Annotated in this window: 15 protein-coding genes; 7 read left to right on the top strand and 8 right to left on the bottom strand. The window is 64.3% G+C overall.

Annotated elements, in window-relative coordinates; genetic code table 11:
- Nucleotides 1–189 precede the first annotated feature (189 nt).
- Both ctaD and IQ24_RS17375 read left to right on the top strand, forming a co-directional pair.
- Nucleotides 190–1,866, top strand: a complete 1,677-nt coding sequence (gene ctaD, locus IQ24_RS17380) for a cytochrome c oxidase subunit I (RefSeq protein WP_145399556.1) — start codon at nt 190–192, stop codon at nt 1,864–1,866.
- A 1-nt stretch (nt 1,867) separates the two neighbouring features.
- Complete coding sequence (locus IQ24_RS17375; RefSeq protein WP_145399555.1) at nt 1,868–2,365, top strand: DUF2244 domain-containing protein; 498 nt, start codon at nt 1,868–1,870, stop codon at nt 2,363–2,365.
- Between the two features lie 60 nt (nt 2,366–2,425).
- Here IQ24_RS17375 and IQ24_RS17370 read toward each other — a convergent pair whose 3' ends face one another.
- Both IQ24_RS17370 and IQ24_RS17365 read right to left on the bottom strand, forming a co-directional pair.
- Nucleotides 2,426–4,915 (bottom strand): GcvT family protein, encoded by a 2,490-nt coding sequence (locus IQ24_RS17370; RefSeq protein ID WP_145399554.1) that lies wholly within the window; start codon nt 4,913–4,915, stop codon nt 2,426–2,428.
- A 111-nt stretch (nt 4,916–5,026) separates the two neighbouring features.
- Complete coding sequence (locus tag IQ24_RS17365) at nt 5,027–5,572, bottom strand: PadR family transcriptional regulator (RefSeq protein ID WP_145399553.1); 546 nt, start codon at nt 5,570–5,572, stop codon at nt 5,027–5,029.
- Nucleotides 5,573–5,649: 77 nt separating this feature from the next.
- Between IQ24_RS17365 and IQ24_RS17360 the strand changes: the two genes are divergently transcribed.
- Nucleotides 5,650–6,234 carry a hypothetical protein gene (locus IQ24_RS17360; RefSeq protein WP_145399552.1) on the top strand — a complete coding sequence of 195 codons (585 nt, stop codon included), beginning with the start codon at nt 5,650–5,652 and terminating at the stop codon, nt 6,232–6,234.
- Nucleotides 6,235–6,264: 30 nt separating this feature from the next.
- On the opposite strand, the gene IQ24_RS17355 is transcribed toward IQ24_RS17360, so the two are convergent.
- On the bottom strand, nt 6,265–7,275 hold the full coding sequence (locus IQ24_RS17355; protein WP_145399551.1) for a 2-hydroxyacid dehydrogenase: 1,011 nt from the start codon (nt 7,273–7,275) through the stop codon (nt 6,265–6,267).
- Between the two features lie 90 nt (nt 7,276–7,365).
- On the opposite strand from IQ24_RS17355, the gene IQ24_RS17350 reads away from it, so the two are divergent.
- On the top strand, nt 7,366–7,971 hold the full coding sequence (locus IQ24_RS17350) for an SH3 domain-containing protein (RefSeq protein ID WP_145399550.1): 606 nt from the start codon (nt 7,366–7,368) through the stop codon (nt 7,969–7,971).
- Nucleotides 7,972–8,028: 57 nt separating this feature from the next.
- Here IQ24_RS17350 and IQ24_RS17345 read toward each other — a convergent pair whose 3' ends face one another.
- Genes IQ24_RS17345 through infC form a run of 5 tightly spaced genes read right to left on the bottom strand, consistent with a single transcriptional unit; the run spans nt 8,029 to nt 12,668 of the window.
- Nucleotides 8,029–8,454 (bottom strand): hypothetical protein, encoded by a 426-nt coding sequence (locus tag IQ24_RS17345; protein WP_145399549.1) that lies wholly within the window; start codon nt 8,452–8,454, stop codon nt 8,029–8,031.
- Nucleotides 8,451–10,511 (bottom strand): M3 family metallopeptidase, encoded by a 2,061-nt coding sequence (locus IQ24_RS17340; RefSeq protein WP_145399548.1) that lies wholly within the window; start codon nt 10,509–10,511, stop codon nt 8,451–8,453. The genes IQ24_RS17345 and IQ24_RS17340 overlap by 4 nt, the downstream gene beginning before the upstream one ends.
- Nucleotides 10,512–10,556: 45 nt before the next feature.
- Nucleotides 10,557–11,687: a HesA/MoeB/ThiF family protein gene (locus IQ24_RS17335; RefSeq protein ID WP_145399547.1), complete on the bottom strand. Its 1,131-nt coding sequence runs from the start codon at nt 11,685–11,687 to the stop codon at nt 10,557–10,559.
- Nucleotides 11,687–12,148, bottom strand: coding sequence for a dUTP diphosphatase (gene dut / locus IQ24_RS17330; RefSeq protein ID WP_145399546.1), 462 nt, complete (start codon nt 12,146–12,148; stop codon nt 11,687–11,689). Before dut ends, IQ24_RS17335 begins: the two co-directional genes overlap by 1 nt.
- Nucleotides 12,149–12,179: 31 nt before the next feature.
- Nucleotides 12,180–12,668, bottom strand: a complete 489-nt coding sequence (gene infC, locus IQ24_RS17325; RefSeq protein WP_242008302.1) for a translation initiation factor IF-3 — start codon at nt 12,666–12,668, stop codon at nt 12,180–12,182.
- 129 nt (nt 12,669–12,797) lie between these two features.
- On the opposite strand from infC, the gene IQ24_RS17320 reads away from it, so the two are divergent.
- From IQ24_RS17320 to fabA, 3 genes are all read left to right on the top strand, one after another.
- Nucleotides 12,798–13,013 carry a hypothetical protein gene (locus IQ24_RS17320; RefSeq protein ID WP_145399544.1) on the top strand — a complete coding sequence of 72 codons (216 nt, stop codon included), beginning with the start codon at nt 12,798–12,800 and terminating at the stop codon, nt 13,011–13,013.
- An 8-nt stretch (nt 13,014–13,021) separates the two neighbouring features.
- Nucleotides 13,022–13,897: a glycosyltransferase family 2 protein gene (locus IQ24_RS17315; RefSeq protein ID WP_145399543.1), complete on the top strand. Its 876-nt coding sequence runs from the start codon at nt 13,022–13,024 to the stop codon at nt 13,895–13,897.
- 135 nt (nt 13,898–14,032) lie between these two features.
- Nucleotides 14,033–14,542: a bifunctional 3-hydroxydecanoyl-ACP dehydratase/trans-2-decenoyl-ACP isomerase gene (fabA, locus tag IQ24_RS17310; RefSeq protein ID WP_145399542.1), complete on the top strand. Its 510-nt coding sequence runs from the start codon at nt 14,033–14,035 to the stop codon at nt 14,540–14,542.
- Nucleotides 14,543–14,557 lie beyond the last annotated feature (15 nt).

Below are 14,557 nucleotides of genomic sequence, written 5' to 3'. Positions count from 1 at the left end.
GCGCCGCGCCCTAGGGCGCGGTCTGTCGCAGCAAGGCAACAATTGCGCCCCCGGACAGCATATCTGCGACCGGGGGCGCTGCATTTCAGCCTTCCGGCGCATTGCCGATCAGATTTTTGTGCACTAGAAGAAAGTCCAAGTCCGCTGACCCCTCTGGGTCGGCCAGCCGCATGTCTAGGGAGTTCGCGCATGGCAGACGCAGCCGTTCACGGCCACGGTGACCATCATGACAACCGCGGGTTCTTTACCCGTTGGTTCATGTCCACCAACCACAAGGATATCGGTATCCTGTATCTGTTCACGGCCGGCGTTGTCGGCCTGATCTCGGTTTGCTTCACCGTTTACATGCGGATGGAGCTTCAGCATCCGGGTGTGCAGTACATGTGCCTTGAGGGCGCGCGTTTCATCGCCGATGCCTCGCAGGAATGTACGCCGAACGGCCATCTGTGGAACGTGATGATCACCTATCACGGCGTCCTGATGATGTTCTTCGTCGTGATTCCCGCGCTGTTCGGCGGTTTTGGCAACTACTTCATGCCGCTGCACATCGGTGCGCCGGACATGGCCTTCCCGCGCCTGAACAACCTCAGCTACTGGATGTATGTCTGCGGCGTCGCCCTGGGCATCGCGTCGCTTCTGGCGCCCGGTGGCTCTGACCAGATGGGCTCGGGTGTGGGCTGGGTGCTTTACCCGCCGCTCTCGACCACCGAGGCAGGCTACTCGATGGATCTGGCGATTTTCGCCGTCCACGTCTCGGGTGCCTCGTCGATCCTGGGTGCCATCAACATCATCACCACCTTCCTGAACATGCGTGCCCCCGGCATGACCCTGTTCAAGGTGCCGCTGTTTGCATGGTCGGTCTTCATCACCGCCTGGCTGATCCTTCTGGCTCTGCCGGTGCTGGCTGGCGCCATCACCATGCTGCTGATGGACCGCAACTTCGGGACGCATTTCTTCGATCCCGCAGGTGGCGGCGACCCGATCCTGTACCAGCACATCCTGTGGTTCTTCGGCCACCCGGAAGTGTACATCATCATTCTGCCGGGCTTCGGCATCATCAGCCACGTCATCTCGACCTTCGCCAAGAAGCCGATCTTCGGTTACCTGCCGATGGTTCTGGCCATGGCCGCAATCGGTATCCTGGGCTTCGTCGTCTGGGCGCACCACATGTACACCGTCGGCCTGTCGCTGACCCAGCAGGCCTACTTCATGCTGGCCACCATGACGATCGCAGTGCCCACCGGCATCAAGGTCTTCTCGTGGATTGCGACGATGTGGGGCGGCTCGATCGAGTTCAAGACGCCGATGCTCTGGGCGTTCGGCTTCCTGTTCCTGTTCACCGTGGGCGGCGTCACCGGCGTTGTCCTGTCGCAGGCACCGCTGGACCGCGTCTATCACGACACCTATTACGTCGTGGCGCACTTCCACTATGTGATGTCGCTGGGTGCCGTTTTCGCCATCTTCGCCGGCGTATACTACTGGATCGGCAAGATGTCGGGCCGTCAGTATCCGGAATGGGCGGGCAAGCTGCACTTCTGGATGATGTTCATCGGTTCGAACCTGATCTTCTTCCCGCAGCACTTCCTGGGTCGCCAGGGCATGCCGCGCCGCTACATCGACTATCCGGTCGAGTTCGCGTACTGGAACAACATCTCGTCGATCGGTGCCTATATCTCGTTCGCCTCGTTCCTGCTGTTCATCGGCATCGTGTTCTACACGCTCTTCGCCGGTCGCCGCGTGAACGTCCCCAACTACTGGAACGAGCACGCCGACACGCTGGAATGGACCCTGCCCTCGCCTCCGCCCGAGCACACGTTCGAGCAACTGCCGAAGCGTGAGGACTGGGACCGCAGCCACGCCCACTAAGATGCCATATCAATGGTTCGATACGGCCCCGGATGATTCCGGGGCCGCTTCATTTCGGCTGGAGGTCTGGCCGTACCGCTCGCTGCCCCGCGCGGGCTTCGTCTGGGTCATCGGGCTGACGGCGGGCGGGCTCGCCCTGCCCCTGCTGGCGGTCGTGGGCTCCAGCGTGATGTGGGGGCTTCTGCCCTTCGCTGCGCTGGTTGTCTGGGCGCTGTGGCACGCGATCCAGCGCAGCTATCGCAGCGGCACCACGCATGAGACCCTGCTTCTGGACCGCGAACGGCTGCACCTGACGCGCCACGATCCGGGCCGCAAGGACCGCATATGGGAGGCGAATCCCTATTGGCTCCGCTCATCCCTGCGCAGCGACGGGCCTGTCGAAAGCTATCTGGTGCTGACCGATGGCCAGCGCGAGGTCGAGCTGGGCGCCTTCCTGTCACCCGAGGAACGCATCGCGCTGCGCGATGACCTGACCCGCCGTCTGGCGAAGCTGCATTGACACAGCCATGAAAAAGCCCGGCACTTGGCCGGGCTTTTCTTTATTCTGCTATCGAGGCGATCAGCCGTCGATGCGGATCACCTTGTTTTCGGCGTCATAGGGGCTGTCCTCAGTGATGACGGCGTCATAAAGCTCGCGCATCATGCGAACCTTCAGCCGCGTGCCCTCGACCGCCAGATCGGGGCGGACATAGCCCATGCCGATGGATTTCCCGAAGGCCACCGAATAGCCGCCCGAGGTCAGGCGACCGACCTTGACCCCATCCAGATACAGCGCCTCGCGCCCCCAGGGATCGGCGTCCTCAGGCCCGTCGATCAGCAGCGTCACGCATTTCGAACGGATACCCTTGGCCTCCATCGCCGCCTTGCCGCGGAAGTCTTTCCCCAGATCGACGAAGCGGTCCAGCCCGGCCTCCAGCGGCGTGGCGTCGCGGCCCAGTTCGGTGCCGAAGGCGCGATAGGATTTCTCCTGCCGCAGCCAGTTCTGCGCTCGCGCGCCGACCAGCTTCAGCCCGTGCTTCTCACCCGCCTTGACCAGCAGGTCCCAGAGGTGACGGCCGAATTCGATGGGATAATGCAGCTCCCAGCCCAGCTCGCCGGTATAGGCCACACGAATGGCGCGGACCGGGACCATGCCCAGCTCGATATTGCGCATCGAGAGCCAGGGGAATCGCTTGTTGCCCAGCACCGTCGCGGGATCGGCGTCGCGCACGATCTCATTCAGGATGGCGCGCGAATTCGGACCAGCGATGGCATAGACGCCCCATTGCGTGGTGATGTCCTGCACGATGATCGGGCCGAAATCACCGGCCTTGTCCTCGGCCAGCTTCGTCAGATTGTCGCCGTCGTAGTCCGCCCAGGCACCGGCCGAGATCAGGTAATAGTCGTCCTCGGCAATCCGGACGACGGTGTATTCGGTATGCGTCGTCCCGGTCTCGGTCAGCGCATAGGTCAGGTTGATGCGCCCAACCTTCGGCAGCTTGTTCGTCGTCAACCAGTCGACAAAGGCCGTGGCCCCTGCCCCATAGACCCGGTGCTTGGCGAAGGCCGAGGCGTCGATCAGACCCGCCGTCTCGCGGATGGCCTTGGCCTCGTCCTGCACGAATTGCCACCAGCCACCGCGACGGAAGCTGCGGGCCGCGTGATCGTCAAAGCCCTGCGGCGCGTAATAGTTCGGCCGCTCCCAGCCGTTCACCTGCCCGAACTGCGCCCCTGCAGCGGCCTGACGGTCATAGGCGGGGGCGGTGCGCAGCGGACGCGCGGCTTCCCGTTCCTCATCGGGGTGGTGCAGGACGAAGACATGCTCATAGCTTTCCTCGTTCTTCTTGACCGCATATTCGGTGGTCATCCAGCGGCCGAAGCGGCGGGGATCAAGGCTTGCCATGTCGATCTCGGCCTCGCCCTGCGTCATGATCTGGGCAAGGTAGTGGCCGACGCCGCCTGCGGCGGTGATGCCGAAGCTGAAGCCTTCGGCCAGCCACATGTTGCGCAGACCCGGAGCCGGGCCGACCAGCGGGTTGCCGTCTGGCGTATAGCAGATCGGGCCGTTGAAATCGTCCTTCAGCCCCACCGTTTCCGAGGTCGGAATCCGGTGGATCATCGACATGTATTCTTCCTCGATCCGCTCCAGATCCAGCGGGAAGAGGTCGGCGCGGAAGGTCTCGGGCACATCATAGAGGAAGCGCGCAGGCGCATTGCGCTCATAGGGGCCAAGGATCCAGCCACCGCGTTCCTCACGGACGTACCATTTCGCATCGGCGTCGCGCAGCACGGGATGCTCGGGGTTGCCCTCGGCGCGCCATTTGACCAGCGCGGGGTCGGGTTCGGTCACGATATACTGGTGCTCGACCGGGATCGCCGGGATCTTGATGCCCAGAAGCCGCGCCGTGCGCTGCGCGTGGTTGCCGGTCGCGGTCACCACATGTTCGGCATGGATCTCGAAGGGCTCATTCGCGGCGATCAGGTTGCCGCCCTTCTCGACCATGCGGTCGCAGGAGACGATCCACTCCGAGCCGGTCCAGCGATAGCCGTTGACCTGGATCTTCCGCTCGATGGTGGCCCCGGCCAGCCGGGCCGCGCGGGCCATGGCCTGCGTCACATCGGCGGGGTTGATATAGCCATCGGTCGGGTGGAACAGCGCGCCCTTCAGATCCTCGGTCCGGACCAGCGGCCAGCGCTCCTTGATCTGGGCGGGGGTCAGGAATTCATGCTCGATCCCGATGGTCTCGGCCGTGGTCGAATACAGCATGTATTCGTCCATGCGCGCGTCGGTCTGCGCCATGCGCAGGTTGCCGCAGCGGGTAAAGCCCGCGTTCAGGCCCGTTTCCGCCTCAAGCCCCGCGTAAAGCTTGACCGAATAGTCGTGGATATGGCCGGTCGCATAGCCCATGTTGAACAGTGGCAGAAGGCCCGCCGCATGCCAGGTCGAGCCCGCAGTCAGCTCATCGCGCTCGACCAGCATCGTGTCCCATCCCGCGCGCGCCAGATGCAGCGCGATGCCGCAGCCGACGGCTCCTCCTCCGACGATCAGGGCTTTGACATGGGTTTTCATTGGGCTCTCCGTGATTGGCTTGCGGCCCATACTGACGCGCCCTTTTCAATGTCGCACGGTGGCCGCGACATTTGAGAAGCAAAAAGCGACATGGATGAAAAACGACGCAAATCAATCGTCGGAAAGCGCCGCCACCGTCGCGATGCAGGCGTCGAGCCAGTCCAGCATCATCGCCTCATTCCGGCGGGCGAAATCCAGCGTCATCTCTCCGAACAGAAGCTGCCTGCGCATCTGGTCGCTGTCGGGTTCAGGCAGTTGAAGCTTGCGGAAATAGTCCAGCTGGCGGGCATGTTCCGCGCGGCGACCCTGCAGAACCACCAGCATCTGATCGCGCGACAGAAGCCGCCCGAAGTAAAGCTGGACCAGAAAGGCATCCCGCAGCGGGGCGATCTTGTGGGTGGCGGCCAGCCATCCTTCAAGTGATTCCCGCCCCGCAGAGGTGATCGCGTAAAGCTTGCTGTTCGGCCGACCCGAGTTGTCGACGACCTCACTTTCGACCGCTCCGCCCGCCTCCAGCTGTTGCAGCGTACGATAGATCTGCGCCTGATCGGCGGGCCAGAAATGCGCAATCGAGCGATCGAAATAGCGCGATTTCAACGTGTAACCCGACATGGGCTGGAAGGTCAGCAGACCCAGAATGGCGAAACTCAGCGACATGACACCTCGAATTTACTGGACAAGTCATATATGACTCGTCCTATATTTGCATCGTCAACATATTTCAGGGTTCTAACATGGTTTCCAACTGGTTTTTCAAGATCTCTGGCACGGCGCTGATCCTTTCGGGCGCGGCCTATGCCATCGACACAGCGCTGGACGCTTACCTGCCCGCGTCCAGCCCCGGCCTTGGGGCGCTGGTCCCGCTGCTGGGACTGCTGGGCTTTCCGGGGTTCTGGCTGTCGCTGAAAACCGGCCCGCGCGACGGGCTGGCACTTGGGGCACTGGTCCTTGGCATGTTGGGGCTGGCGGGGCTGGTCATCGTCACCTTCCTCAACAACCGCCTGTTTCCGGACCTTCCGCCCGATACGCGGATGCAGATCCTGACCGCCATCCGGCCCGAGCTTCTGGTGATCGGCCTGACCTTCCTGGCCTCGGCACTGTGCCTGCTGCCTGTGGCCCTGCGCTCGGATCGACGGAATGCGCTTGGCGCGGTGCTTTATGCTTTGGGGGCAATCCCGGTTTCCCTGCCGCCGCTGATGCCGCCGCAACTGGTGAACGCAGGCGGGCTGGCGGTCGCTGCGGGGCTGATCCTTTGGGGCATCGGCCTGATCGCGGGGGCCGAGGCGCGTTCAGCCGCCGCAGTTCCGGCACGGGCCTGAATGAAAAAGGGGGCCCGCGGCCCCCTTTCCTTACAGCAGTCCCGGCACGACCAGATCCGGCGGCCGGTGGCCGTCGGCGAAGGTCTTGATGTTGATGATGACCTTCTCGCCCATCTCGACCCGCCCCTCGATGGTGGCCGAGCCCATATGCGGCAGCAGGACCACATTCGGCAGTTCGCGCAGGCGGGGGTTGATCTCATGCCCATGCTCGAAGACGTCCAGCCCCGCGCCCGCGATCTCGCCCGAGCGCAGCATGCGAGTGAGCGCGTTTTCGTCGATGACCTCACCGCGCGAGGTGTTCACGATCACCCCCGAGGGCTTCATCAGCTTCAGCCGACGCGCGTTCATCAGATGGAACGTCGAGGGCGTATGCGGCGCGTTGATCGAGATGATGTCCATGCGGCTGACCATCTGATCAAGGCTTTCCCAATAGGTCGCCTGCAGTTCCGCCTCGATCTCGGGGCGCAGACGGCGGCGGTTGTGGTAATGCACCTGCATGCCAAAGACATTCGCCCGCCGCGCGACCGCCTGCCCGATCCGGCCCATGCCCAGAATGCCCAGCCGACGACCACCGACGCGGCCGCCCAGATGCGAGGTCGGCGCCCAGCCCTTCCAGCGCCCGGCCTGCATTTCGGCAATGCCTTCGGGAATGCGGCGCGTCACGGCCAGAATCAGCGCAATCGTCATGTCCGCCGTATCCTCAGTCACGACACCCGGCGTGTTCGAGACCAGCACGCCCCGCTGACGCGCCGAATGCACGTCGATATGGTCGACGCCCGCGCCATAGCTTGCGATCAGCTTCAGCCGCTCGCCCGCCTGCGCCAGCATGTTCGCGTCGATGGTATCGGTCACCGTCGGCACCAGAATGTCCGAGGACCGCATGGCCGCGACCAGTTCATCCCGCGTCATCTTCGTATCGTCATGGCGCAGATGCACGTCGAACAGTTCCGACATGCGGGTTTCGACCACCTCGGGCAGGCGACGGGTCACCGTAACCTTCAGGCGCGCACGCTTTTGATCTTCGGCATGTGATGCAGTCATGATCGGTCCTCTCTTCCAAAGCCGGGCGCTTTTTGGCAAAGTGCCCGCGTTGCGGGGCGTGCACAAGACCCCGAAAGGCAGGACAGGCATATGATGCAACTACGGGCGTGGCTGTGCGCGGCTTTGCTGGCGAGCGGGCTTCAATTTCAGGCCGAGGCGGCACTGGCTCAGGCCGAGGAAGCCACGGCGACGGCAGAGGGTGCAGCCGCCCCCGAAGTCTCGGCCGATGCCGAGATCAGCCGCCATCAGGCCGAGCCACGCGATCCGGGCCGGGGCGTCGTGACCAACCTTCCGGTGCCGCGCTATGTCAGCCTCAAGGGCAGCGAGGGCAACGCCCGCCGTGGCCCCAGCCTCTCGCATCGCATCGACTGGGTGTTTCGCCATTCCGGCCTGCCCTTGCGCGTTGTTGCCGAATTCGGGCAATGGCGCCGGGTCGAGGATCAGGACGGGTTCGGCGGCTGGGTGCATTATTCGCTGCTGTCGGGCGTGCGCACCGCGATCATCCTGAAGGATATGACCGAGGTTCTGAACCGCCCTGAGGAGCATGCCAATGTCATGGCCCGCGCCGAGGCGGGTGCCATCGTGCGGCTGAATGAATGCACGCCGGACTGGTGCCGGATCTCGGGCGGCGGCGAAAAGGGTTGGGTGCCGAAAACCGCCATCTGGGGCGTCGACCCCGGCGAGGTCCGCGACTAGGCGCATTTGCGTCCGAGGGGCCGCAATGGCCCTCCGGACGCGGTTCGCATCACCCTGTCAGAGCGTTTGCCCGACCAAAGAGTCGGTGCTGGCCTGCGCCTTGCTGCACTGGAAATAGTTCAGCGTGGTCGTCTGTTCGGTCAGACGCAGCAGCTTTTCGCGCGATTGCAGCAGCACGACCCGGTTCCCGCCCTGATCGCAGGACAGCGTCACCTCGGTCTGGTTCACCTTGCTGGAGGTCGAGGCGACCGTGCAGGTCGAGCCGGGGAAGATGAACTTGTTGCCATCAATCACCAGGCTCTTGTCGCTGGTCGGGTTGTCACACTGCGATTCCAGGAGGTTATAGGTCCCGTTGAGCGAGCTGGACGAGGCAATCGGCCCCGGAGTCGGCTCGGGAACGGCGGGGGCCGTCTTGTCGCAGGCGGCAAGACCGGCAAGACCCACGACGGCGGCAATGGCCAGATAGGATTTGTTCAGCTTCATACCAGGTGTTCTCCCTTGTTATCGGAATCATCGGCTAAAAGGCCGCGTCCTTTCAACAAAGCGTGAACCCCCGGTTTTCGTTCCCTAAATTTCAACCAAAGATCGTCTGCGGGCGCGGAATCTCCCTTCGAAAGGATCCATTCCTCAAGTTTTTGCGCCGTCTGCGGGTCCATGGCGTCGCCTTTTTCCATGAAAGCCTCGAAGGCGTCGGCATCCATCACCTCGGACCACATGTAGCTGTAATAGCCCGAAGAATAGCCGTCGCCCGAAAAGACATGGGCGAAATGCGGGGTCGCGTGGCGCATGGGAATGGCCGAGGGCGCGCCCAGTTCGGCAAGAATCTCGGCCTGCCGCGCCATCGGATCGGCGGGCGGCGTGCCGGTATGGAAGGCCAGATCGACCAGCGCGCTTTCCAGATATTCAGTGGTCGCAAAGCCGGTGTCGGCCTTGCCTGCGGCCAGAATCCGGTCACGCAAATCCTGCGGCAGCGGCGCGCCGGTCTGGGCGTGGCGGGCGTGGCGGTCCAGCACCTCGGGCTGCTCCAGCCAATGTTCGTAAAGCTGGCTGGGCAGCTCGACGAAATCGCGCGCGACCGAGGTGCCCGACATCGACGGCCAGGTCACATCCGACAGGATATTGTGCAGCGCATGGCCGAATTCATGGAACAGCGTATGCGCGTCATCCCAGGACAGATAGGCAGGCGCGCTCTCGGTTTCCGGCGGCGTGAAGTTGCAGACGTTGATGACGATGGGCCGCTGCCCCTGGCCCAGCTTGTGCTGCGACTGAAGCGTCGAGCACCACGCGCCCGAGCGTTTCGAGGGCCGCGCATAGTAATCTCCCAGGAAAACCGCCATATGCCGACCGTTCCGCGTCACCTCCCACGCCCGCACGGCAGGCGTCCAGAGGGGCGCCGAGATCTCGCGCATCTCAAGGCCGAAAAGGCGGTGCGCGGTGTCGAAGACCGCGCCGATCATCGCGTCCAGCGTGAGGTAGGGCTTCACCTCCGCCTCATCGAGGGCATGCTCGGCCTTGCGGCGCTGCTCGGCGTAATAGCGCCAGTCCCAGGGCTCCAGCGCGCCATTGACGCCATCCAGATGCAGCATCGTGGTCAGCTTCACCTCATCCGCGCGGGCGCGCTGAATGGCGGGCGTCCAGACCTGCATCAGCAGGTCGCGCACGTTTTGCGCATTGCGCGCCATCTCGGGCTCAAGCTTGTAGGCGGCAAAATCGGCATAGCCCAGAAGCTGCGCGCGCTCATGCCGAAGGCCCAGAATCTCGGTCACGATCTGGCGGTTGTCAGTCTCGGCACCGCCCGCGCCCTCGCCCGAGCCGCGCGCGACCCAGGCCCCCCAGGCGGCCTGACGCATCGCCCGGTCGCTGGAATATTCAAGGAAAGGCACGATCAGAGAGCGGTTCAGCGTCACCACCTGCCCCGGCATCCCGCGTTCGCGCGCCGCCGCCTTCATCGCCTGCAACAGCCAGTCCGGCAGGCCGCCAAGCTGATCGTCCCCGATGGGCATAACGAAATCACGCTCATCGGTCAGGACATTCTGGGAAAACTCGGTGCTGAGGACGGCAAGGCGCTGCCGGATCTCGGCCATGCGGTCACGCGCGGGGCCGGTCAGCCCCGCCCCGGCGCGTTTGAGCCCGCGCAACGTCAGCTCGGTCAGGCGGCGATCCTCGGGCGAAAGGGCCTCGGCCCCCTCCATCACCGCCGAGACGCGCGCGTAAAGCCGCGGGTCCATGCTGACCTTGCTGCCATGCGCGGCCAGCTTGGGCGCCATCTCGCGCTGAAGCTGCTCGCGGGCCGAGTTCGAATCAACGCCCGCCAGCGTATAGAAGACCGAGCAGACGCGGTTCAGCGGCTCCTCTGCCATCTCCAGCGCGGCAACGGTATTGGCGAAATCCGGCGGCGCGCTGTTGGCTGCGATCGCCTCGACCGCATCGGCGGCCATGGCCAGCGTCTGGTCCAGCGCGGGGCCGAAATCCTCATCACGGATCAGGTCAAAGCGCGGCAGGCCCAGCGGGCCGGTCCATTCGGTCAATTCGGGATTCATCAGGGGCGCCTTTCGCGACAGCGTGTCAGGGTTGGCGCAAGTTTCTCAGCCTGAGACGGAATGTCCAGACCCGCCGCACACCGGGCAGTCTGCCCGGGGATGCAGCGCGATGGTCCGCGTCTCACCCCAAAGACCGTCAAAGATCAGCATTCGGCCGCGCAGCGGCTGGCCCGCGCCCGCGATCAGCTTGATCGCCTCCAGCGCCATGGTGCTGCCGATGATGCCGGGCAACGGCCCGACCACGCCCGCCTCGGCGCAGGAGGGCGCAAGGCCTGCCGCCGGTGCGGTCGGGAACAGGCAGGCGTAGCAAGGCGCGCCACGGGCCGGGTCCCAGATGGTCACCTGCCCTTCCCATTGCGACATCGCGCCCGCGATCAGCGGCACCTGCGCCAGAACGGCGGCCTTGTTCACCGCCGCGCGGGCGGCAAAGCTGTCGGTCCCGTCCAGCACCAGATCAAACTGGCGCAGCAGATCCGCATCTCCTTCGGTGATGCGGCGCATCAGCGGCGTGACCTCGACATGCGGGTTCAAGGCGCGCATCGCCTCGGCCGCGGCCTGCGCCTTCAGCCGCCCGTCGTCGCTGCTGCGGAAAATCACCTGCCGCTGCAGGTTCGAGACGCTGACCTTGTCATCATCGGCCAGCGTGATCCGGCCGATCCCGGCGGCGGCCAGATAAAGGCAGATCGGCGCGCCAAGACCGCCCGCGCCCACGACCAGCACATGCGCCTTGCGCAGCTTCGACTGCCCCGGCCCGCCCAGTTCGCGCAGCACGATATGTCGGGCGTAGCGCATCAGCTCATCATCCGAAGGGCGCGTGTCGGGCGGCGCGACCTGCGCGGCCCCGCGCAGCGGGGTCAGGCCCGGCCCGGATTGCGGCAGTTCGGCGCTGCGGCTGTGCAGATAGCGCAGCAGAAGCGTGAACAGCACCGCCAGCACGACCAGCGCCAGAGTGATCAGCATGGTCTCGACCCGCCAGGCGATCAGCGAGGAAAGGATGCTTTCGGGCCAACGCCACTTCGCCCCGGCAGCCGCCAGCCACAGCAGGATGCCGGTCGCGCCTAGCGCCCAGCCGCGCAGGCCCAGCCAGCGCAGCACGCCCAAAAGCGCCAGAATGATCAGAAGCCACCAGGCCCGCGTCAGGCCCACCAGCAGCAGGACGGGAATCAACAGCGCCATCAGCCGCGCCCGGTCGACCCGAACCCGCCCTTGCCGCGGTCACTGTCGCTGAGCGTCTCGGCCAGGCGATAGGTCATCTGCACCACCGGCGCGATCACCGCCTGCGCGATTCGGTCGCCGTGCGCGATGGTGAACGCCTGCTGGCCCAGATTGATCAGGATCACGCCCAGCGGACCGCGATAATCGCTGTCGATCGTGCCCGGCGCGTTGGCCACGGTGATGCCATGCTTCAGCGCAAGGCCCGAGCGGGGCCGCACCTGCATCTCATATCCGTGGGGAATTTCGACCCTTAGGCCGGTCGGCACCAGCTTGATCTCTCCGGGCTGCAGGACCAGTTCTGCACCCTGAAGATCGGCGCGCAGATCGGCGCCCGCTGCGCCATGGGTCTGGTATTCGGGCAGGGGCAGCGCCGGATCCGCCTCGGGTTCGCGCTGAACCAATACCTGCAGATCCTGTGCCATTGCCGCCCCTGAAATTCGTCAGATCCCGCCCTTACCGGGGCGAGATCATCATCACCATCTGCCGGCCTTCCAGCTTGGGCATGGAATCGACCTTGCCGGTTTCGCCGACATCGGCGGCAACGCGGTGCAGCAGTTCAAGGCCCAGCTGCTGGTGCGCCATCTCGCGGCCACGGAAGCGCAGGGTGATCTTCACCTTGTCGCCTTCGCCCAGGAACTTCAGCACGCTGCGCATCTTGACGTCATAGTCATGAGTGTCGGTCCCGGGACGGAACTTGATTTCCTTGACCTCGATGACCTTCTGCTTCTTGCGGGCTTCGGCTTCACGCTTCTGCTGTTCATATTTGAACTTGCCGAGGTCCATGATCTTGCAGACCGGCGGCACCGCGTTGGGCGAGATCTCGACAAGGTCCAGCCCGGCTTCCTGGGCCAGCTCCATTCCCCGCGCCGGGGTCACAACCCCGATGTTTTCTCCATCGGCTCCGATCAGGCGGATTTCAGCGACTCGGATGCGTTCGTTCACACGAGGGCCGGTGTCGCGGGCGGGCGGAGCATTGTGCGGTCTGCGGGCTATGGCTGTCTTCCTTCGATTGCCGGTATTGACGGTGGTCTAGATATGCCTGCGAGTGCTGTGTTTCAACCGGATTCTCACATGAAACCCGGCATTTCATGCCCGATAGGCATGATCGCGCGACGCCAGGCGACGCACTGGCCGCATCCGGGCGACCTGGCCCCCTTCCCGCTCTTTTCCGTTCGATGCGGGCATGTCATATATCCGGTCAGGGATCTCGTCCGGGTCACGCCCGAGGCTGCTGCGATCACCATGCGTTGCCCATGTCGCAACATTCTGGCCATGACCTACCGCTAGGAGCGGCAATGAGCTTCCCCACGCTGCAATCCTTCCTGAAGACCCAGCCGTCGCGATTGGCCAAGGGGCCGATCGCCATCGTCCTGATCGAGGACGAGGCCGCCGTCCGCGAAACGCTGGCCCATCATCTGGGCAATGGCTTCAAGCTGATCCTCGCGCTCTCGCCCGAGCCCTTGGAGCCCGCGCAACTGCCCGAGGCCCCCAGCGCCCGCATCGTCAACCTGCGCTATGACGCCCGTCGTCCGCAGTCGCATGTCGGTGCCGTCAACGCGGTCATCGAGGCGGCCCCGCCGGACACCTGGCTTTACTACTGTCACAACGCGGAATTCCTGTTCTACCCCTTCTCGGAATCGCGCAGCGTCGGCGAATTGCTGGCCTTCCATGCCGAGGAACGGCGGCGCGCGATGCTGACCTATGTGATCGACCTTTATGCCCCCGATCTGGAGCGTTTTCCCGATGCCGTCAGCGTGTCCGAAGCGATGTTCGACGGCTCGGGCTATTACGCGCTTGGCCGGCCCAACCGCGACGGTGGCGCGCATGAGCGGCAGCTGAACTTCTATGGCGGGCTGCGCTGGCGCTTTGAGGAATATCTGCCCGACAACCGCCGCCGCATCGACCGGATCGCGCTGTTCCGGACCCAGCCGGGCCTGCAACTGCTCAGCAGCCACCGCTTCAATATCGAGGAATACAACACCTACGCCTGTCCCTGGCACCACAATCTGACGGCGGTCATCACCTCGTTTCGCGTGGCCAAGGGACTGACCCGCAACCCGCGCTCTCGCGGGCAGATCAGCGGCTTCACCTGGCGCAACTCGCAGCCCTTTCGCTGGCAATCGCAGCAGCTGATGGATTTCGGCCTGATGGAGCCCGGACAGTGGTTTTAGGCCCGGTTCTTCGGGCCTTCGCCTGCCCGTCACACTTGCGCCGTGCGCTTGCGCGATGATAGACCGATCCGAAGTTCGCCGACGGCCATCTGCCGTGGGCTGCAAGCACCTGATCAAGGAAGGACGGGCTAACGTATGACGATGACAAGGACCAGCTTCGACAAGGAAGATCTGCTGGCCTGCGCCCGTGGCGAGCTTTTCGGCCCCGGCAATGCCCAATTGCCCGAACCGCCGATGCTGATGATGGACCGCATCACCGATATCTCGGGCGATGGCGGTCTGCATGGCAAGGGCCATGTCGTCGCCGAATTCGACATCCACCCCGACCTGTGGTTCTTCCCCTGCCACTTCCCCGGCAATCCCATCATGCCCGGCTGCCTTGGCCTTGACGGGCTGTGGCAGCTGACCGGCTTCAACCTTGGCTGGCGCGGCTGGCAAGGCCGGGGCTATGCGCTGGGCGTCGGAGAGGTGAAACTGACCGGGATGGTCCGCCCCGACCGCAAGCTTCTGCGCTATCATGTCGACTTCACCAAGGCGCTCCAGACCCGCCGCCTGACCATGGGCGTGGCTGATGGTCGCGTCGAAGCGGATGGCGAGACCATCTATGAAGTCAAGGACATGAAAGTCGCCCTGTCCGCAGCCTGACCCAGAACAAGGAGC

Source organism: Paracoccus sulfuroxidans (assembly GCF_007830335.1).
In the GTDB taxonomy this organism is placed as follows: domain Bacteria; phylum Pseudomonadota; class Alphaproteobacteria; order Rhodobacterales; family Rhodobacteraceae; genus Paracoccus; species Paracoccus sulfuroxidans.
The sequence above is the reverse complement of the archived record's forward strand: the minus strand, read 5'-3'. Positions and strand labels throughout refer to the sequence as shown.